The sequence below is a fragment of the Hyphomonas sp. genome (genome assembly GCF_018402285.1).
In the GTDB taxonomy this organism is placed as follows: Bacteria; Pseudomonadota; Alphaproteobacteria; order Caulobacterales; family Hyphomonadaceae; genus Hyphomonas.
This window is the reverse complement of record NZ_JAGYJH010000003.1, coordinates 1399752-1419137: the sequence shown is the minus strand read 5'-3', so window position 1 is coordinate 1419137 and position 19386 is coordinate 1399752. Positions and strand designations below refer to the sequence as shown.

At 64.5% G+C, this 19386-nt stretch carries 21 protein-coding genes and 1 pseudogene; 16 read left to right on the top strand and 6 right to left on the bottom strand.

The window, feature by feature from the left end; all coding sequences use genetic code 11:
- The first annotated feature begins 17 nt into the window (after positions 1–17).
- Positions 18–407, top strand: coding sequence for a hypothetical protein (locus tag KG722_RS09565; RefSeq protein ID WP_213271496.1), 390 nt, complete (start codon positions 18–20; stop codon positions 405–407).
- Here KG722_RS09565 and KG722_RS09560 read toward each other — a convergent pair.
- Together KG722_RS09560 and gatA are read right to left on the bottom strand one after the other, a co-directional pair.
- Entirely contained in the window at positions 376–864 is a 489-nt protein-coding gene (locus KG722_RS09560; RefSeq protein WP_213271495.1) for a hypothetical protein, read from the bottom strand. The genes KG722_RS09565 and KG722_RS09560 overlap by 32 nt on opposite strands.
- Before the next feature lie 10 nt (positions 865–874).
- Complete coding sequence (gene gatA, locus KG722_RS09555; RefSeq protein ID WP_213271494.1) at positions 875–2347, bottom strand: Asp-tRNA(Asn)/Glu-tRNA(Gln) amidotransferase subunit GatA; 1473 nt, start codon at positions 2345–2347, stop codon at positions 875–877.
- Positions 2348–2485: 138 nt separating this feature from the next.
- On the opposite strand from gatA, the gene KG722_RS09550 reads away from it, so the two are divergent.
- From KG722_RS09550 to KG722_RS09540, 3 genes are read left to right on the top strand one after another with little or no spacing between them, the layout of a single operon-like run.
- Positions 2486–2932 carry a DUF6491 family protein gene (locus KG722_RS09550; RefSeq protein WP_213271493.1) on the top strand — a complete coding sequence of 149 codons (447 nt, stop codon included), beginning with the start codon at positions 2486–2488 and terminating at the stop codon, positions 2930–2932.
- A 54-nt stretch (positions 2933–2986) separates the two neighbouring features.
- Complete coding sequence (locus KG722_RS09545; protein WP_213271492.1) at positions 2987–3370, top strand: SET domain-containing protein-lysine N-methyltransferase; 384 nt, start codon at positions 2987–2989, stop codon at positions 3368–3370.
- 47 nt (positions 3371–3417) lie between these two features.
- Entirely contained in the window at positions 3418–4557 is a 1140-nt protein-coding gene (locus KG722_RS09540) for a zinc-binding dehydrogenase (protein WP_213271491.1), read from the top strand.
- A 350-nt stretch (positions 4558–4907) separates the two neighbouring features.
- On the opposite strand, the gene gatC is transcribed toward KG722_RS09540, so the two are convergent.
- Positions 4908–5195 (bottom strand): Asp-tRNA(Asn)/Glu-tRNA(Gln) amidotransferase subunit GatC, encoded by a 288-nt coding sequence (gene gatC, locus KG722_RS09535; RefSeq protein ID WP_213271490.1) that lies wholly within the window; start codon positions 5193–5195, stop codon positions 4908–4910.
- Positions 5196–5271: 76 nt separating this feature from the next.
- Here gatC and ruvX point away from each other — a divergent pair, with 76 nt between their 5' ends.
- The 12 genes and pseudogenes from ruvX to rsmA all read left to right on the top strand — a co-directional run bounded on the left by ruvX (position 5272) and on the right by rsmA (position 16750).
- A complete protein-coding gene (ruvX, locus tag KG722_RS09530) occupies positions 5272–5727 on the top strand; it encodes a Holliday junction resolvase RuvX (protein ID WP_213271489.1) in 456 nt (151 codons plus the stop codon).
- Complete coding sequence (locus tag KG722_RS09525; RefSeq protein ID WP_213271488.1) at positions 5724–6650, top strand: AEC family transporter; 927 nt, start codon at positions 5724–5726, stop codon at positions 6648–6650. Before ruvX ends, KG722_RS09525 begins: the two co-directional genes overlap by 4 nt.
- Before the next feature lie 56 nt (positions 6651–6706).
- A complete protein-coding gene (locus tag KG722_RS09520) occupies positions 6707–7654 on the top strand; it encodes an aspartate carbamoyltransferase catalytic subunit (RefSeq protein WP_213271487.1) in 948 nt (315 codons plus the stop codon).
- Positions 7651–8931, top strand: coding sequence for a dihydroorotase (pyrC, locus tag KG722_RS09515; protein WP_213271486.1), 1281 nt, complete (start codon positions 7651–7653; stop codon positions 8929–8931). The genes KG722_RS09520 and pyrC overlap by 4 nt, the downstream gene beginning before the upstream one ends.
- Before the next feature lie 333 nt (positions 8932–9264).
- Positions 9265–9888: a glycerol-3-phosphate 1-O-acyltransferase PlsY gene (gene plsY / locus KG722_RS09510; RefSeq protein WP_213271485.1), complete on the top strand. Its 624-nt coding sequence runs from the start codon at positions 9265–9267 to the stop codon at positions 9886–9888.
- Positions 9889–9976: 88 nt separating this feature from the next.
- Entirely contained in the window at positions 9977–10318 is a 342-nt protein-coding gene (locus KG722_RS09505; protein ID WP_213271484.1) for a DNA-processing protein DprA, read from the top strand.
- 3 nt (positions 10319–10321) lie between these two features.
- Positions 10322–10656, top strand: a pseudogene (locus KG722_RS15455) (DNA-processing protein DprA); the annotation flags it as partial.
- Positions 10657–10804: 148 nt separating this feature from the next.
- Positions 10805–11101 (top strand): hypothetical protein, encoded by a 297-nt coding sequence (locus KG722_RS09490; protein WP_213271483.1) that lies wholly within the window; start codon positions 10805–10807, stop codon positions 11099–11101.
- A 155-nt stretch (positions 11102–11256) separates the two neighbouring features.
- Positions 11257–13446 (top strand): LPS assembly protein LptD, encoded by a 2190-nt coding sequence (gene lptD, locus KG722_RS09485; RefSeq protein WP_213271482.1) that lies wholly within the window; start codon positions 11257–11259, stop codon positions 13444–13446.
- A gap of 140 nt (positions 13447–13586) precedes the next feature.
- Positions 13587–14834 carry a peptidylprolyl isomerase gene (locus KG722_RS09480; RefSeq protein ID WP_213271481.1) on the top strand — a complete coding sequence of 416 codons (1248 nt, stop codon included), beginning with the start codon at positions 13587–13589 and terminating at the stop codon, positions 14832–14834.
- A 15-nt stretch (positions 14835–14849) separates the two neighbouring features.
- The gene (pdxA, locus tag KG722_RS09475) at positions 14850–15893 is read left to right on the top strand and encodes a 4-hydroxythreonine-4-phosphate dehydrogenase PdxA (RefSeq protein WP_300998341.1); all 1044 of its coding nucleotides are present in this window, start codon (positions 14850–14852) and stop codon (positions 15891–15893) included.
- Positions 15890–16750, top strand: coding sequence for a 16S rRNA (adenine(1518)-N(6)/adenine(1519)-N(6))-dimethyltransferase RsmA (gene rsmA, locus KG722_RS09470; protein WP_213271480.1), 861 nt, complete (start codon positions 15890–15892; stop codon positions 16748–16750). Before pdxA ends, rsmA begins: the two co-directional genes overlap by 4 nt.
- Here the strand turns inward: rsmA and gmk are convergent.
- Genes gmk through mltG form a run of 3 tightly spaced genes read right to left on the bottom strand, consistent with a single transcriptional unit; the run spans position 16747 to position 19311 of the window.
- Positions 16747–17400, bottom strand: a complete 654-nt coding sequence (gene gmk, locus KG722_RS09465; RefSeq protein ID WP_213271479.1) for a guanylate kinase — start codon at positions 17398–17400, stop codon at positions 16747–16749. The genes rsmA and gmk overlap by 4 nt on opposite strands.
- Positions 17390–18274 (bottom strand): YicC/YloC family endoribonuclease, encoded by an 885-nt coding sequence (locus KG722_RS09460; protein WP_213271478.1) that lies wholly within the window; start codon positions 18272–18274, stop codon positions 17390–17392. The genes gmk and KG722_RS09460 overlap by 11 nt, the downstream gene beginning before the upstream one ends.
- On the bottom strand, positions 18274–19311 hold the full coding sequence (gene mltG / locus KG722_RS09455; RefSeq protein WP_213271477.1) for an endolytic transglycosylase MltG: 1038 nt from the start codon (positions 19309–19311) through the stop codon (positions 18274–18276). Before mltG ends, KG722_RS09460 begins: the two co-directional genes overlap by 1 nt.
- Between the last annotated feature and the right edge of the window lie 75 nt (positions 19312–19386).

Genomic DNA, 19386 nt, shown 5'->3' with positions numbered 1-19386 from the left:
CAAGGAGCAGGACGCGCATGCTGTTCAAGATGATCCTTGAGGGTGCCCGGGAGGAAGAACGCGGCATTGCGCGGGGCTTCCTGAAACATATTGTGGCGGGCTTTGCGGGCGGGCTCGCCCTGGGCGGCGGGCTGGTTGCAGGCATTTTCCTGATGCTCGGCGATCTGCAGCTGAACGTACCGATCGTCTTCGTGGCGGCCATGCTGCTGCAGTTTGGCCCCATCGGGGGCTTGGTCGGCGCGGGCGTCTATCTCTCCAGGATTACAGACCGCAGCCGCGAGGAGGGTGCTCCCGAGGATGAGGACGGCGACAAGCCAGGCGGCGGCAGCAAAGCCCCGGCCACCGAGACCAAAGCCGCGCGCGCGCCTCGCCCGCCTAGATCTTCCCCTCTTCCCGTGCCCGCCTGACGCGCTCGGCCCGGGCAGCCATCTTGTCCTTCACGGAAGCGGAAGATGACACGCGGACCGGCTTTTCGCTCTCCGGCGCAGGCAATTCGGGTTCAGGCTCGGGCAGGTCACCCTCCTCCGCTTCCAGCTTGCCTTCGGCGATCAGCTTGCGGCGCCGCGCGGCTATCCGGGCTTCCCGCTCCAGCTGTGACCGGCTTTTCCCACCCAGAAGGCCGTCCAGCCCGGCAGTGCGCGATGGCGGGCTGCCGGGCGACCGGCGGTCTGCCGCATCTTCCCGCCGCCGCTTGAGGATGGTTGAGATGCGCCAGGCGACATACGCCGCCACAAGCACGCAGACGAGCAGCATCATGCGCATTTCCGGCGCAAACAGGCTGTAGCCGTTCTGAGCCAGAATTCCGGCCATCATCACGAGACCGATGCCGAGAATAACCGCAAAAATCAGGAGATAACGGACCATGCCGGCCAGATTACCACCAGCGGTCGGGCTTGGCCACAAAGCCTGCTGCATCTTCCAGAGCGCCGCCCACCCGAAAACAGGCGCTCTCGTCCAGCGCCTTGCCGATCACCTGCAGGCCAAGCGGCAGGCCGCTGGCCGAGAGGCCCGCCGGAACCGCGATGCCGGGCAGGCCGGCAAGGTTTGCCGTCACCGTGAACACGTCATTGAGATACATCTCGATCGGATCGCCTGATTTCTCGCCAAAGGCAAATGCCGGGGACGGGCAAGCCGGCGTCAGGATGGCATCGCACGTCTCGAAGGCGTCCACGAAATCCTGGAAGATCTTGGTGCGTACCTTCTGTGCCCGGAGATAATAGGCGTCGTAATATCCCGAGGAGAGCACATAGGTGCCGATCATCAGGCGACGCTGCACTTCCTTGCCGAAACCGCCCGCGCGCGAGGCTTCGTAGGTCTGCGTCAGATTGTTGCCTTCCACCCGTGCACCATACCGCATGCCGTCATAGCGGGCGAGGTTGGACGAGGCTTCAGCCGGCGCCACGATGTAATAGGCCGGCAGGGCATATTTGGTGTGCGGCAGGGAAATCTCGACTATCTCGGCGCCGGCGGCTTTCAGCCAGACAATGCCCTGCTGCCAGAGCGCCTCGATCTCCTCGGAGAGGCCCTCGATGCGGTATTCCTTCGGAATGCCGATCTTCATGCCTTTGACACCCTTGCGCACCTGGCTGCGCCAGTCCGGCGTCTCGACCTTCAGCGAGGTGGAGTCCCTGGGATCATGGCTGCACATGATCTCGAGCAGCAGCGCGCTGTCGTCGACCGTCTTGGCAATCGGCCCGGCCTGATCCAGCGAAGAGGCAAACGCCACCATGCCATAGCGACTGGCGCGGCCATAGGTCGGCTTGATGCCGACCGTGCCGGTGAAGGAGGCAGGCTGACGGATGGAGCCGCCGGTGTCAGACGCGGTGGCAGCAAGGCAGAGATTGCCCGAAACCGCCGCCGCAGAGCCGCCCGAGGAACCGCCCGGCGTCAGGCCCGCATTGTCGCCCTTGCGGCGCCAGGGGTTGATCGGCGGTCCAAAGCGCGAGGTCTCGTTGGACGAGCCCATGGCGAACTCGTCCATGTTGAGCTTGCCCAGCATCACGGCGCCTTCGTCCCAGAGGTTCTGGGTGACGGTGGACTCATAGGTCGGCGTGAATTCGCCCAGTATGTTCGAACAGGCCGTCGTGCGCACGCCCTTGGTGCAGTAGAGATCCTTGATGCCCAGCGGCGCACCTTCCAGCCTGCCGCCCTCGCCCTTTGCGATACGGGCGTCGGAGGCTTTGGCCATTTCGATGGCCTTTTCAGGCGTCTCGACGACATAGGCGTTGAGGATCCGGGCCTTTTCCATCGCCTGGAGAAATGCGCCCGTGATCTCGGCAGAGGAAAACTGCTTGGACTTCAGGCCATCCAGCGCGGCGGCAAGGGTCAGATCGGTCAGGTCGGTCATCGGGAAATCCCATGGAAAATAACCCCCGCCTGCTAGGCTCCAACGCCGGAAAGTTCAAGTGTCCGTGAGGCCGCTTGCTGCGCTTGTGGGGCAGGTGCACACTGCCCGAACGCCTGCCAGCCAATTCCGGAGCATTTGATGCTGAAACCCGCCCTGCTGATCGCCGCCACCGCCATACTGGTGTCCTGCTCCTCGATGCCGGGCAAGCCTGTCCTGCGCGGTATCGCGGCCTATGAGGGCGACCCGCGCCTTGGCGAGCGGACCGACAGCATCTGTTTTGCCTCCACAATCGACGGCTTCCGCACCAACAATGACCGCACCGTCGTCCTCAAAGATGGCCGCCGGGAGTATCTTGTCGAAGTCCTCGGCGCCTGCCCGGAGCTGGAATTTGCCCAGGCCATCGGCCTCGATGCCCGCACCAACTGCCTGACCCGGAGCGACGCCCTTCTGGTCTCCAGCTCCCTTATGGGACAGACCACGACCGTTGGCTCGGGCCGCTGCCTGATCAAGGACATCTACACCTGGGACTCCCGGGCCGAGGCAAAACCAGAGCCGGAAACCGAAGACGCCCCACCGGCCGAATAATTTTCACGGCCACCCCGATGGCGCCCGCCACCGGGCGTGCTAGAGAGCCGCCTCATGACGACATCATCCGGGGGTTCGCGCGTGGAGGTCAAAACCTCGCCCCTTCATGGACGCGGCCTGTTTGCCTCAACCGACATTCCTGCCGGCGCGCTGCTGGGGGTCTATCCGCTGCTCATCCTCTCGCATGAGGACACTGAGCAGCTGAAATCCACCCGCCTCTATCACTACGTCTTCTACGTCGATGAGCGCGAAGGCGGCGGCGTGCGCACCGCTGTCGCCTTCGGCAAGATCTCGATGTGCAATCACAGCCCCCAGGCAAACGCAGACTTCTACGTTGACGCCGAGGCAGAAACCGTCACCCTGACCACGCGCATCGCCCTGAAAGCGGGCGACGAAATTCTTATTGATTACGAAGATTTTGCTGACGAGGCGATGTGAGCTTCGCGGCGGGCCAATCGGCCAAGCAAAAAAATGGAGGAATACACATGAGCCAGACCGTTCCTGCAACCGGCCTGCAACTGCGCAGCCTTGTCACCAAAGACGGCAGGCTGGAGCTCTCGCTCGAAGACGTCGCCGTGCCCGAGCCTGGCCCCGATGACGTGGTCATCCAGATCGAGGCGACCCCGATCAACCCGTCCGACCTCGGCCTCCTCGTCGGCGGCGCCGACATGCGTACTGCCAGGGCGTCCGGCACCAAGGACCGCCCCGTCATCACCGCCGATGTGCCCCCGCCCGCCCTGCGCGCCATGGCCGCGCGCCTCGACCTTTCGATGCCCGTCGGCAATGAAGGGGCCGGTGTTGTGGTCAAGGCTGGCTCATCACCCGCCGCTCAGGCCCTGCTCGGCAAGCGGGTCACCGGCCTTGGCGGCGAGATGTATGCACAGTACCGGATGCTGAACGTCGCCCAGGTCATGGAGCTTCCCGCTGGCGCCACGTCGCGCGAGGGCGCCTCCTGCTTCGTCAACCCGCTGACCGCGCTCTCCTTCGTCGAGACCATGCGCATGGAAGGCCGCAAGGGTATCGTTCACACGGCGGCCGCCTCAAACCTCGGCCAGATGCTGGTGAAGATCTGCCAGAAGGACAATGTCCCGCTGGTCAATATCGTCCGCAAGCAGGAACAGGCCGACATCCTCCGGGGCCTCGGCGCGAAATACGTCGTCGATTCGACCTCGCCCGACTTCATGGAAGAACTGATCGTTGCCCTGGCCGAAACCGACACGACGCTCGGCTTTGACGCCATCGGCGGCGGCCCGCTCGCCGGTCAGCTGCTGATCGCCATGGAAGCGGCCGCCAGCCGCAAGATGAAAGAGTTCAGCCGCTACGGCTCGGGCCAGGAAACCCAGGTCTACATCTACGGCCGGCTCGACATGTCGCCCACCACCGTGCCACCGGGCGTCGGCTTTGCCTGGAACCTGTCGGGGTATCTCCTGACGCCGTTCCTGCAGAAGGCGGGCGCCGAAGTGCGCGCCAAGATGCGCCAGCGTGTCATGGATGAGCTGACCACCACATTCGCCAGCCACTACACGGCCGAAATCTCGCTCGCGCAGGCGCTCGATCTCGATACCCTCCACGCCTACAACGCCAAGGCTACAGGCACGAAGTATCTGATCAATCCGAGCAAGTAAGCGGAAGGCTCGCGAGCCCTCTCAGCTTAAGTCATCCCGGTTTCGCCTGCGGCGAAACCGGGATGATTTGGGCTGGGTCATTTTTTAGATTGAGAGCGGTGAAGACTGCCCTGAAACGCCTAGCGCTTCAGATGTTCCATGCCTTTCAGGTCACCGGGCCTGGCGACAGGGGCGCCGAGCTTGGGTTTCACTTTTTCCGCTTTCGGTTTGCGGATTTCCTTTTTGGATTTCATCTGACCCTTGGCCATCGGTTCGCACTTTCAGTGACCGGGGCAAGAATCGCCCCTTCAAACCAATGTGAGGCACAACTGAGCGGAATGTAAGGCGGGCAGCCCGTCTTATTCGGCTGCTTATTCCACGGCCTTCGGAACCACGAAAAACCCGTGCTCGCTGCGCGGGGCGTTCGCCAGCACCTGGTCCTGGATGTTGCCATCCGTCACCACGTCCTCACGCATCGGCAGTTTCGTCTCGACCACGGACGTCAGCGGCTCCACGCCCTCGACATTCACCTCATTGAGCTGGTCGATCCAGCCGAGGATGCCGTTGAGTTCTCCGGCAAGCTCGTCCAGCCGCTCTTCTGGCACCGCAATGCGGGACAGACGGGCAACTTTGCGGACATCGTCGCGGGTAACGCTCATGGGTGCAGGCTCCTGATAGTTCCTGCCCCATACGCCATAGGCAGAGGCCCATCAAGGCTGTAAGGGACGCGGGACTATGGCTGTGGTGGATCTCTTCGACCTGCCCCGCGAGGGCGTGCTTCTGGGCCTCGACCCCGGAACCGCAACCCTTGGCGTCGCCGCCACAGACGCCATCCGAATGATGGCCTCCCCGGTCGAGACCATCCTCAAGAAAAAGCTCTCCCCGGCGCTTGAGCGCCTCTTCCAGATCTACGACCAGCGCGCAGCCGTCGGCCTCATCGTCGGCTTGCCGCTGAATGTCGATGGCAGCATGGGACCCCGCGCCCAGTCCGTCCGCACACTCGTCTCCAGCCTCCTGAAGGTGCGAGACCTGCCCGTCGCCTTCCAGGATGAGCGCTATTCCTCTGCCGAAGCGGGCGATGTCCTGCGCGCCGCGGGGGTCTCCCGCCGCCACCGCGAGGCAGGCATCGACGCCGCCGCCGCCGCCATCATACTTCAGGACGCCCTCTCCCGGCTGGAGCAGCGCCCATGAGCGCCTTCCTGATCGCGCTCCTGCCGGTCATCCTGATCGTCGCGCTCGGGCAACTTCTCTCCACCCGCCGCTGGATCGCCGCGGAAGCCTTCCGCTCGATCGACCGGCTCTCCTTTCTGGTGCTCCTGCCTGCCCTGATCGTGCGCGCGCTGGCGAACGCAGAATTCGACACCGCGCCCTGGCAGATGGTGGTCACCCTGATCGCCGCCCAATGCCTGATGGGCGTCATTGGCCTCGCCGCCTATGGCTGGCCGGGGATCAGCCGCCCGGCCATCGGCACGATCATCCAGTCAAACGTCCGCTGGAACACCATCATCGCGCTCTCCCTCGGCGCCGCGCTGTTCGGGGATGAAGGCATTGCCCTCGTCGGCCTCGCCGCCGCCGTAATGATCCCGGCGGCCAACGTCCTCTCGGTCTACGCGCTCACCGCCCATGCCGACCGCCCGCCCGGCGTCAGACCCCGTCCCTTCCTGGCCATGACGCGCAACCCGCTGGTCATCGCCTGTCTCATCGGCATCACGCTCGCGGTATTGCACATTGAGATCCCGCTTGGGCTGGACGAAACCCTGCGCATCCTCGCCAGCGCCGCCATCGCCACCGGCCTCCTCAGCGCCGGCGCGGGGGTAGACCTCAAAGCCCTTGGCCGCGCGGGCCTGCGCACCGTCGTCTGGTCGCTCATCCGCCTCATCGGCATGCCCGCCATCGTGCTCGCCATCGGCCTGATGATCGGCCTCAGCGGCCTGCCGCTCGCCATCGCCCTCCTCTGCGCGGCCACCTCAACCGCCCCCAACTCCTACGTCCTCGCCCGCGAACTCGGCGGCGACACGACGCTCGCCGCCAATCTGATCGCCGTCCAGACCGTTCTGGCTGCCATCACCCTGCCGCTCACCTGGGCCCTGATCCTGTGGCTCGGGGCGGCCTGAAAGGCTTGCCCCGCCTCAGAATCCCGCCTACACCGCCGCAAATCTGAGGTATTCCCATGGCACCGCCCAGGCCAGACTACACCTTCACGCACGAGCATCTGCTTGGAATCGAAGGCCTTCATCCCCTCGATATTGGTCATATTCTCGATCTGGCAGACAGCTATGCCGAGAAGACGCGCGGCGGTATCCGCCCCGATCCGGTGCTGACCGGCAAGACGGTGGTGAACCTCTTCTTCGAGACGTCCACGCGCACGATGTCGAGCTTCGAGATTGCCGCCCGGCGCCTTGGCGCCGATGTCGTCTCGATGCCGGTCGCCAATTCCTCGGTAAAGAAGGGCGAAACGCTGATCGACACGGCGATGACCCTAAATGCCATGAGGCCCGACGCCCTCGTCATCCGCCACTCGGCGTCCGGCGGGGCCAAGCTCCTCTCCCGCAAGGTCGACTGTGCAGTCATCAATGCCGGCGACGGCACCCACGAACACCCCACCCAGGCGCTACTCGACCTGCTCACGATCCGTCGCGTCAAAGGCCGCATCGAGGGCCTCAAAGTCGTCATCTGCGGCGACATCGCCCACAGCCGCGTTGCCCGCTCCACCACCATGGCGCTCCACCTGATGGGCGCGCGCGTGCATCTCTGCGGCCCGAAGACACTTATCCCTCCGGGCACCGACACATGGGGCGCCGAAAGCGCGGGCGCAGATTTCGACAAGGTGCTGAAGGGCGCCGACATCGTCATGATGCTCCGCCTGCAGCTGGAACGCATGAACGGCGCCTTCCTGCCCAGCCGCCGCGAATATTTCCGCTATTTCGGCCTCACCCAGGCCCGCCTCGCCCTCGCCAAGCCAAATGTCACCGTAATGCACCCCGGCCCTATGAACCGCGGCGTCGAGATCGAAAGCATCATTGCTGACGGACCAAGTTCGGTCATCACCCAGCAGGTCGAAATGGGCGTCGCCGTCCGCGAAGCCGTCCTCCACCTTCTCGCCGGAGGAAAGTCATGAGCCTGCAGATCATCAATGCGCGCCTGCTTGATCCGGCTACGGAGCTAGACGCCCCAGGCGCCATCCTCATCGAGGACGGAAAGATCAAAGACATCCGCGAGGGCGCCGGATCGGTATTCCCCGGCGTTGAAACAACCATCGATGCTGCCGGTCTCTGCCTCGCCCCCGGCCTGATCGATCTGCGCGTCAAGACCGGCGAGCCCGGCGACGAGCAGAAGGAAACGCTGGAAACCGCCTCCCGCGCGGCCCTCTCCGGCGGCATCACCAGCTTCGTCGTGATGCCCGATACGCGCCCCGTCATCGACGATGTCGCCCTCGTCCGGTTCATCGCCGAGCGGGCCCGGGAAACCTCCAAAGCCCGCATCTATCCGGCCGGCGCGCTCACCGTGGGCCTTGCCGGTCTTGCTATGGCCGAGATCGGCCTGATGGCAGACGCTGGCGCCCTCCTCTTCACCAATGGGGACTGCCCGGTAGCCGACGCCCAAGTGATGAAGCGCGCTATGGCGTATGCCGCCAGCCGCGGCGCCATCGTCATGTCACGCCCCGACGAGCGCGCCCTCACCGGCAGCGGCGTGATGAATGCCGGCGCCTTTGCCGCCCGTGCGGGCCTCTCCGGCATTCCGCCCGAGGCCGAGTGGATCGGCGCAATGCGCGACGTTACTCTGGCCGAGCAGACCGGCTGCACCCTGATCCTCGACCAGGTCTCCACGGCCCGCACGCTGGAGATTGCCACCGCCGCCCGCAAGCGCGGCGCAAAAGTCTACACCACGGCGACCGCCCATTCCCTCTTCTTCAACGAGCGCGATGTCGGCGACTACCTTACCTATTGCAAGGTGAACCCGCCCTTCCGCGACGAAGCCACCCGTCAAGGGCTAATCGAGGCGCTGAAAGCCGGCGAAATCGACGCGGTCGTCTCCGCCCATGATCCTCAGCCCCCGGAAGAAAAGCGGCTTCCCTTTGGCGAGGCTGCCTTCGGCGCAGCAGGCCTTGAAACCGTACTCTCGGCCCTTCTGAACCTGCACCATGACGGCCCGCTTACCCTGCTCGAAGCGCTCGCCCCGGTGACGATCGGCCCGGCCAGCATCCTCGGCCTGCCGCAGGGCCGCCTCGCGAAAGGTTCCCCGGCAGACCTCATCCTCTTCAATCCCGGAAAGCCCTGGCTCTGCGAGCGTGAAGACCTGCTCTCCCGCTCAAAAAACTCCCCCTTCGATGGCCGACGCCTTCAGGGCCGCGTCATGAAGACATTCGTAGGAGGAACACTGGAGTTCAAGCGTTAGCGCGCCTCGTCCAGCTTCAGCAGTTCGGAGAAAAGTGGAAAATGACGACAGAAGTAACCGCAAGGGCGCGCAACCCGTTGATTCCGGCACGATGCGCCACTGAAAATTGCCCCACACCCAGCCAGATAGCGGTATGCCTTTAAGCCCCGCACTGATGCAAATTCCAGGCCCAGCCTAGCAAGCTAAACCGGGTCGCGCGCTCCCCGACGCGTCATCCCTTATGCGCTCCCGCTGCGCAGCGGGTGACAACGCCGCCCGCCTCGAGGCCCCCTTGCCCCTTCCCCACACCCCCCTAAACCTTGACCACTCAAAGGGACGGGCGAGGAACTCCACATGCCGGAATGGGCACATTACGCAGTCGCGGCGGCCGCCGGGTATCTCTCCGGCTCCATTCCCTTCGGTCTCGTCATCACCAGAGCCGCAGGTCTCGGAGACATCCGCCAGATCGGATCGGGCAATATCGGCGCCACCAATGTGCTGCGCACCGGCCGCAAGGATCTGGCGCTCGCCACCTTCCTGCTCGACAGTTTGAAAGCCGGCCTCGTGGCCCTCGCCTTCACGCTGTTGGTGGGCCGGGAAGTGGGTTTCGTCGCAGGCTTTGCTGCCTTCATCGGCCATTGCTATCCGGTCTGGCTTGGCTTCAAGGGCGGCAAAGGCGTGGCCACCTATGCGGGCCTCCTCGCTTTCGTCTCCCCGCTGCACGGGCTGGTCGTCGCCGCGCCGATCTGGCTTGGCCTCTTTGCCCTGACGCGCATTTCATCCCTTGCCGCACTGGTGGCCGCCGCCGCCGTGCCCCCCGGCGCCTGGCTGCTGGGTGAGCGCAGCAGTTTCATTCTCGGCGGGCTCGCCCTGCTGTCGGTCTTCGTGTTCTGGACCCACCGCGCCAATCTCGGCCGCCTCCTGAGCGGCACCGAGCCGCGCTTTGGCGCCAAGAAGAAAGACGCCCCGGAAGCATGAGCCTGCCCTGTCTCCTTGCAGGCGGGCAGCGCCTCGACGGGCTGCGCTTGGCGCCAGCCCAGACCGCTGGCCCGGTGACTTTCGCCCATTGATCCTGCGCTATGGCGATGCCGGGCGCGCGCTTGAGGCCCTGCCGGAAATCGCCAGCCGCCCTGCAGGCGTCAAATCCGTTACCATTCTGTCTGCGGACAATATCGCCCGCAAGACAGACCCCGCCGCAAAGTATGGCGCCCGTATCGCAGCCAGGTGCGAGAGGTACTTTCCGACCCACCTGCACACGCTCGATCCCCCGCCCCCGGCGCTCACCCTGCTGGGCAATGCCGCCCTCACCGCCTGGCCCACCTGCGCCATCGTCGGTCCGCGCAACGCCTCTGCCGCGGGCGGCAAGATCGCGCGGGCCAAGGCCGCTGCGCCGGGCAAGGCCGGCTAGACCATTGTCTGCGGCCCTGCCCTCGGCATCGACGGCGAGGCCCACGCCGCCACAGCCTTTTCGATCGGCACCATCGCCGTCCTCGGCGGCAGCACGGATCAAGTCTATCCGCTCCGGCATGACCGGCTCTATAGCGAAATTTCCAGCAGGGCCTCATCGAGCCGGAAATACCCCTGGTCCACCGCGCCAAGGCGCAGGACTTCCCCCGCCGCAATCGCATCATCACCGGCCTGGCGCGCGGTACGGTCGGGGTCGAGGCAGCCGAGCGGCCAGGCTCTCTCATCTCCGCCCGCGTCGCCCACGACCAGGGCCGCGAGGTGATGGCCGTGCCCGGCTCCCGGCTCGATCCGCGCGCGGCAGGCACCAACAACCTCATCCACAATGACGCCGCCCTCCTCCGCCATGCCGGCGACGTGTTGGAGGTGCTGAGCTCGCTTACCCTCCTGCGGGTCTCGGCGCCCCCGCCCGATCCCTATGACGCGGCCCATGGCGGCGGCGCCCCGATCCCGCCCGTCCGATCTCGCCCGGGTGCGCGAGGCGCTCAGCCCGCTGGCCATGCCTCTGGACGAGATCGCCCGCGCTGCCGGGGTCTCTGCCGCGCGCGCCGGCCCGATCCTGATGGAGCTGGAACGCGCCGGGAAGGCCGTTACCGTCTCGGCAGGAATGGCGGCGCGCGGGGGCACTTCTTGTCCTGATATGTCCGCAAATGGCCGGAAGTCTCCCCTGTTTGACCGCCCCTGGCCGCGTTCTGGCGATAAAAGTGCCGGATTTGTCAGGCTTTGATGTGGCCCGACTGCACTGCAATGGCGCGAATGCATATCCACGCCATTGCATGGCTGGACGCCCCGTCTGTTCGTCTCTAAGCCTGACTTTTCGGGAGAAACGCGGCGCCAACTGCCGGGTGGGGCGTTGTGTACGGGTAGTTCAGGATGCCGTCTGTGGTGAAATGGTCTCACTATGCGCTTCTGGCCGGCGTTTCGGCGGTCCTGCCGGTTGCTGCCTATGCCCAGACTGAAGCGGAACCTGAATCAACCACTACAGTCACCGATGAACGCGTCGTGCTCGAAGCCGACACCGTCTACGAGAACACCGAGGACAACACCCTCATTGCCGAAGGCAATGTCGAAGCCCTCTATCAGGGCCGCGTCCTGCGCGCCGACCGGCTGATCTATGACCGGGCCACCCAGCGCGCGCGCGCCTCCGGCAACGTCATCATCATCGAAGCCGATGGCAGCCAGCAATTCGCCGACGAGATCGATGTCGGCGCTAACCTCTCCGACGGTTATGCCATCGGCTACTCCGCCCGCCTCGCCGGCGACGCCAGCATCGCCGCCAAATCGGCGATCCGGCGCTCTGACGGCATAAATGCCATGGATTATCTGGTCTACACCGCCTGCCCGGTCTGCGAGGAAAACAAGACCCCGACCTGGTCCATCCGCGCCCGCCGCGCGGTGCTGGACGAAGAAGCGCAGATGATCTCCTACCGGGACGCGGTTGTGGAAATCGCCGGCGTGCCGGTCTTCTACCTGCCCTACCTCTCCCATCCCGACCCCAACTCCGAGCGCCGTTCCGGCCTGCTCGTGCCCAAGGCAGGCCTCTCTTCAAAGCTCGGCGCCTTCTATCAGCAGCCCTATTACTGGGCCGTGTCCGACTATTCGGACATCACCCTCTCTCCGATGGTATCGCAGAACGTGAACCCGCTGATCGGCGTCGATTTCAGCAAACGCTTCTATTCCGGCGCGGTGAAGTTCGAGACCAGCTTCACCCATGAAGCCGACTTCGACGGCGATGGCGAAACCTTCGGTGAGGAAAGCTTCCGGGGCCATGTCTACGGCAACGGCCTCTTCGCGATCTCGCCAGGATGGAAATGGGGCTTCGGCATCGAGTCCCAGACCGACGACCTCTATGACCGGCGCTACGACATAAGCGGCCAGAACGAGAAGCGCGGCCTCTATTCCAACCAGCCCCGGCGCCTTCTTTCGCAGCTTTTCGTCACCGGCCAGGGTGAGAGCTATTATACCGACATCGCCGTCCTGAATTTCCAGGGCCTGCGCGGCGAAGACGATGCCGCCCGGCTGCCGCTCGTCTCGCCCCTCGCCTATGGCGAGAAATACTGGGATCTGGGCGACTATGGCTTCGCCTCGGTGAACGCGTCTTCCGCCATCCTGAGCCGCGAAGTCGGCGCCGACAGCCACCGCGTCAGCCTTGGCGGGGACTGGAGCACGATGAAAGTCCTGCCGGGCGGCTTCACGTTCGAGCCCTTCGCAGAACTGCGCGGCGACTATTACCTGCTGGACGAGGCCGTCAGCGGCGAAGAATCCGTAGCCCGCGCCGTTGGCAATGCCGGCGCCAAGATCGCCTATCCGATGATCCGGCCCGGCACGAATGTCGACCTGATGATCGAACCTGCGGTGATGGCGGCCTGGGGGGTCTCGGACGCCAATGACCCGGCCATCCCGGTCGAGGACAGCCAGCTCTACGAGTTTGATGAGTCGAACCTTTTTGACCCCAACGGCTTTGGCAACTTCGACCTCTATGAGGGCGACGGAAAGCTGAGCGCCGGCCTCACGGCACGCGCCATCTGGAAGAACGGCACGGAAATCTCCACCACCGTCGGCCGCCGCTGGCGCTCGAAGGCCGACCCGGCCTTCGATGTGGCCAGCAACCTTGATGGTAAGTCATCCGACTGGCTGGCCGCCGCCAGCGTCAGGATCGGCAGCGCCCTGGAAGTGAGATCACGCGTCCGCCTCAATGATGACGACCTCTCGCTCAGCCGGTTTGACCTGCGCGCCTCAACGTCCATCGACCGGTTCCGGGCCGTGGGCCAGTATTACAAGATCGATGAACGCATCAGCCCTGCCGGCACGTCCGATGAGGGCCTCTACCTGCGCGGCGAAGTGCAGGTGACAGACCGCTATTCAGTCGTCTTCGGCCAGCTGCGCGACATCAGCCGGAACGTCGACACACGGCAGGAACTCGGCATCGCCTACACTGATGAATGCGCCCGGTTCGAACTCATCTATGACCGCTCCGAACTTCGGGACCGCACGCTTGGCCCGTCTGAGAGCATCCAGATCCGCTTCTCACTGCTGTCTCTGGGCAATTTCGGCTCGGAAAATTTCGACTAGGCGGAATTCACCTGAAAAACGAACTGCAGCAAACTTCGCGGATGACTGTAGCCACGCGTTGCGCGATGAGACGAGACTTGTAAGGTCCGATTGCGAAAAACAGGCTAATTTCCCGACCCTGGGGGCCATGGAGACGTCGTATGGTACGTGTAGTGTTCTTGGCAGCAGCTTTTGCGGCGATCGGCGCGTTTGGCGTCCCTGCATCGACCGCCAGCGCGCAGGAATCAGACCGTCAGACCCTCGAAGGCATCGCTGCCATCGTGAATGACAAGCCGATCTCCTATTCCGATGTCCGCCAGCGGGCGCGCCTCTTGCTGCTGACCATCGGCGCCTCGGAGCCGACCCAGGAACAGGTCCAGCAGATCACCAGCCAGGCTCTTGAGCAGCTTGTGGACGAAAAGCTCCAGCTCGACCGCGTGGCCGAATACGAAGTCGAGGTGGATCCCCGCGAAATTGATGCCGCCGTCCAGGAGATGGCCAGCGAAGCAGGCGTCAGCGGCGAGGCCCTGCGCCAGCAACTCGTCGCCTCTGGCGTGAACCCGGCCAGCCTCGAAGAGCAGATGCGCGCCGACATTGCCTGGAACCGCCTGATGAGCGGCCTCTATGGCAATCGTATCCGCATTTCCGAAAATCAGGTCGACGATCAGCTCTCACGTCTGCGCACGGCGTCCCAGAAAACGCAGTACCGTCTTGGCGAAATCTTCCTTTACGCGCCTGATGAGGCGACCAAGACAGAGGCCATGCAGGCGGCCGAGTCGATTATAGCACAGCTTCAGCAGGGCGCAGACTTTCGTGTTGCCGCCCAGCGCATTTCCTCTGCGCCAACCGCTGCCGCAGGCGGCGACATGGGCTGGGTCACCACCGAAGACATCGCCCCGGCCATTGCCGAAGCAGTGACCAAGGCCGGCGCCAACGGCCTGCTCGAGCCCATTCAGACCGACAACGGCATTTTCATCATCCTTCTGGGCGGCAAGCGCGAGCCGGCAGAGCCCGTCACCCGCGTCGACCTCAAGCGTCTCGTCGCGACCGACGGGATGGAAGCCACCCTTACCGAAGCCATTGGCCGCATCACAAGCTGTGACAACGTCCAGTCGGTCGCCAATTCGCGCACCACCCTGCGGGCCCAGGACATCAACGACATCAACGTAGATGAACTTGGCCCGGAAGGTCGCGGCCTTGTGCTGGCAACCGAAGTCGGCAAGCCGACCGAAATCTTCGCCGTCACCGCCGGTCTTGCCGTGATGTATGTCTGCCGCCGGGAAGACGGCGCCGAGGCCCTGCCCTCGCGCGAAGACCTGAAAGGCTCGCTGAAGTCTCGCGAACTCAACATGATTTCCGAGCGCGAGCTGCGCAACACCCGGCGCCTGGCCACCATCATCTACCGCTAGGGCAGGCGAAACCGCTTGATCCGCTGCGCAATTGGCGCGACACCCCGGCGCGTGACCACGCCTTCCCTCCTCCCGCTGGCCCTGACGATGGGTGACCCCGCAGGCTGCGGGCCGCAGATCACTGCAGCCGCCTGGCGTGCCCTGCACACCAACCCGTCGAGCGCCTTCTACGTCATCGGATGGCCGGGCCTCTACACAGGCGTCCCGGTAGACGTGATCCGCGCACCCGCCGAAGCCGTCAGTGTCTATGCGCGCGCCCTGCCGGTTCTGGCGCTGGATGAGGAACGCGCGATTATTGCCGGAACCCCTGATCCGGCCGCCGCCCCGGGCATCATTGCCGCCATCAAAGTCGCCACCGCCCACGCCCTGAGCGGCAATGCCGGCGCCGTCGTCACCAATCCGATCAACAAGGCGCTTCTTTATGGCCAGGGCTTCCGCTTTCCGGGGCATACGGAGTTCATCGCAGACCTCTGCGCGCCGGAAGATGGCCCGGCGCCCGAGCCCGTGATGATGCTCACCGGTGGCGGCCTGCGCGTTGCCCTCGCCACGATCCACCTGCCCTATGCCTCGGTGCCTGCCGCCATCGCCGATGGGCGCCTGAGCCGCATTGCGCGCATCACCTGCACCGCCCTTCAGCGCCAGTTCGGCATCCTCCGCCCCCGCATCGCTTTCACCGGCCTTAATCCCCATGCTGGCGAAAATGGAACGATTGGCCGCGAAGAAATCGAAATCATCAATCCTGCAGCCGAACGCCTGCGCGCTGAAGGCATCGACATTTCCGGCGCCCGCCCGGGGGACACCGTCTTTGCCGAAGCCCTCTCCGGCCGTTTCGACGCGGTGATCGCCATGACGCATGATCAGGGCCTCATTCCGGTGAAGACGCTCGACATGTGGGGCGGCGTCAACACGACGCTCGGTCTGCCCATCATCCGCACAAGCCCCGACCACGGCACCGCCTATGACGCGGCCGCCGCCGGGACTGCCAAGCCCGACAGCCTGATCGCCGCCATACACTCTGCGTGCGAACAGGCCCGCCACCGCGCAAGGAACGCCGCATGAGCGACCCCCATGACGACTATGACGATGACGGCAACAGCGCTCCCGCGCTGACAGATGCGCCCGCCCGCAAGGCGCTGGGCCAGCACTTCCTGTTTGATCCCAGCATCCTGAAACGCGCCGCCAATGCCGCGGGCCCGGTCAAGGGCCGGACGGTGATCGAGGTCGGCCCCGGCCCGGGTGGTCTCACCCGCGCAATCCTGAATGAAGAGCCTGCGCTGCTGATTACGGTCGAAACCGATCCGCGCTTTTCCGAAGCCCTGCTCAGCTGGCCAGAAGCACAATCGGGCAAACTTCAGGTCATCGCGAAGGATGCCCGCAAGGTCCACTGGGAAAAGGTGCTGACCGAGGCCGGCGCGGCCACGCCCGTCATGATCATTGCAAACCTTCCGTACAATGTCGGAACGCCGCTGCTGATCGACTGGCTGAAGGCCGGAGACTGGCGCGGTCCTATGGCGCTGATGTTCCAGAAGGAAGTGGCCGACCGAATCTGCGCCAAGCCTGACTCGGATGCTTATGGCCGCCTCGCGGTGATCTCTCAGGCCGTGACCCGGCCGCGCATCGCCTTCACCCTGCCGCCGGGCGCCTTCCGCCCGCCGCCAAAGGTCGACAGCGCCGTTGTCGAGTTCGAGCCTCTGCCACCGGGACAGCGCTTCGAGCATCTGGCGTTGCTGGAGCAGATCGCAGGCGCCGCGTTTGGCCAGCGCCGCAAGATGCTGCGCGCCGCGCTGAAACCCTTTGCGAAAAAACGCGGCATGAAGGCGGAAGCCTGGCTGGAAGAGTGCGGCATTGATCCGACTGCCCGGGCCGAAACGCTCACCCAGGCCGAGTTTCGGACCCTCGCATCGAGCCTGGCCTAGACCTCTCCCAGCAGCGCCCGGACATGGTCTTCCAGGTCCAGCTGGCGCAGGCGCTTCAGGCGTTCGGTCAGCAGGATGCGCTTGAGGCGCTGATAGGCCACGTTGAGATCCTCATTGACGATCACATAGTCGTACCGGCGCCAGTGCATGATCTCGCGCTTGGCGTCCTCCATGCGGCGGGCAACCAGTTCCGGCGTTGAGCCCGGGCGGCCTGCGAGGCGCGCCTGCAGGGCCTCGATGCTCGGCGGCAGGATGAACACCGAGACGACATCGTTGGGCATCTGGTCGTGCAGCGCGTCGGCGCCCTGCCAGTCCACATCGAAAAGCACGTCTTCCCCGGCTTCAAGCCGGGCAACCGTGTCGGCTTTGGGCGTGCCGTAATGCTTGTCGAAGACATGGGCCCATTCGAGAAACTCCCGCCGCTCGATCATGCGGTGGAAGTCTTCCGGCGTCTTGAAGTAATAGTCCTTCCCGTCGATCTCGTTCGGCCGGGGCGGGCGGGTGGTGGCAGACACCGAGAGTTTCACGTCGCTGAACTCGTCCAGCAGCATCTTTGAAAGCGTCGTCTTGCCCGCGCCCGAAGGACTGGACAGCACCAGCATCAGCCCGCGGCGATGGCCTCTGTCTTTGGGATGTCCGCTATTCGACATTGGCCGACTGCTCCTTGAACTGGTCGATCACCCCTTTGAGGCCAAGCCCGGCATTCGTCAAATCCAGGCTCAGGGATTTTGAGCAAAGCGTGTTGGCTTCGCGGTTGAGTTCCTGCGCGAGGAAATCGATTTTCCGGCCCGCCGGAGAACCTGCCTTCAGCAGATCACGGCCGGTCCTGATATGGGCGGCGAGCCGGTCGAGCTCTTCGCGCACATCGGCCTTTGCCGCAGCCAGCGCCACTTCGGCGGCATAGCGCTCGGCGTCGACCCGGCTTTCCCGGTCCAGCTCTTCCAGCTGCCGGGTCAACTTTGCCCGGATGAGTTCGGGCTGCCCGGCCGCATGGATTTCGGCTTCACCTTTCAGGCGCTCCATCTCGTCGAGCAGATCGCCGAGCAGTGTCTGAAGTGACGCGCCTTCGGCCAGTCGCCCTTCGGCCAACCCGTCGAGCGCCTGCGCTGCCCCGGCCCCAAGCAGGGCGAGCGCCTCCTCATCGAGAACATCGCGCGTGGAACTTGCCCCGGCCTCGACGACCCCCTTGACCGACATCAGCGTGGCAATGGCTTCTGCGGAAAGCTCACGGCCCGAAATCTTGCGGGCAGACTGGGAGAGCAGGGTCAGCAGCGCCTCATTGACGACGGCCGAAGCGCCGGAAGCTTCCAGCTCGATCCGGAGGCTGACCTGCAGAGACCCGCGATTGAACCGGGCTGCGGCCATCGCCTTCACTTCCCGCTCCAGCAGCTCTGCGCCGGGCGGCAGGTTCACCCGCACATCCAGCGAGCGGCCATTGACGCTCTTGGCTTCCCAGGCCCATCCGCCCCAGCCGGCTTCACCGGTTACCCGCGCGAAGCCTGTCATGCCGGATAGTGTTCCCATCAGTTTGCCCGCTCCCGCTCGATTTCGCCGCGCTCATAGGCGCGATAGGCGGCGACATTTCGGTTATGCTCGGCCAGTGTCCTGGCAAAGAGGTGCCCGCCTTTGCCATCCGCCACAAAGAAGATGTATTCTGTCTCCGGAGGATTAAGCACGGCCGCAATCGCCTCCCGCCCGGGATTGCATATCGGCGTCTTGGGAAGCCCGTCGATCTGATACGTGTTCCATTCCGTAGGCCGATCTATTTCAGAGCGGTAGAGCGTCCGGCGCTGACCCTGATTGTTGTAGAGTGGCTCACCCTTTGAGATGCCATAGATGATCGTCGGGTCGCTCTGAAGGCGCATGCCCTTCTTCATCCGGGTCGTGAACAGTGCGGCGATCTCATCGCGCTCTGCAGCAATGCCGGTTTCCTTTTCCACGATTGAGGCAAGGATCACGGCGTCATAGGGTGTTTCCAGAAGCAGGCCTTCCTGGCGCTGGGGCCAGAGTTCGGCCAGCACATCGGCCTGCGCCTTCTGGACCTTCTCGATCAGCTGCTGACGCGTCATGCCCCGATGGAACATGTAGGTATCCGGAAGAAGTGTACCTTCCTCCGGCAGCACTTCCGGCATCTCCCCTTCCAGCGTCTGGTCGGCCTCTATGATGCGCAGCAGCTGCGCTGTCGTGCGCCCTTCCGGCAACGTGATCTTGTGCAGCACAGATCGCCCCTCGGTCAGAATGGCCAGCACCGCCGCCATGCTGATGGCGGGGTCGAGCATGTACTCTCCCGCCTTCACATGCGGGATGTCGCCCTGCATCTCCTCATCAACCCGGCTTTTGAGCAGGAGGATGCGGTCATCCTTGATGACGCCCTGTTCCTCAAGGCGCCCGGCCACCGCCGTGAGAGTTTCCCCTTCCGCCACGACGAACACCACCTCTTCCTGGAGGGGACCTGGCTGGGTCATCTCGTTGTTGAGCCACACCCAGCCGGCGATCGCGCCTGCAGCCGCGATGAAGGCGAGCACAAACACCCAGGTGAAGAGCGTCCTCAGGAATCCCATGCGAGCCTCATCTTACTTGATCCAGCAGGGAGTTCTAACCCGGCCAGACGGCCACAGAAAAGCATGCTCCGCAGC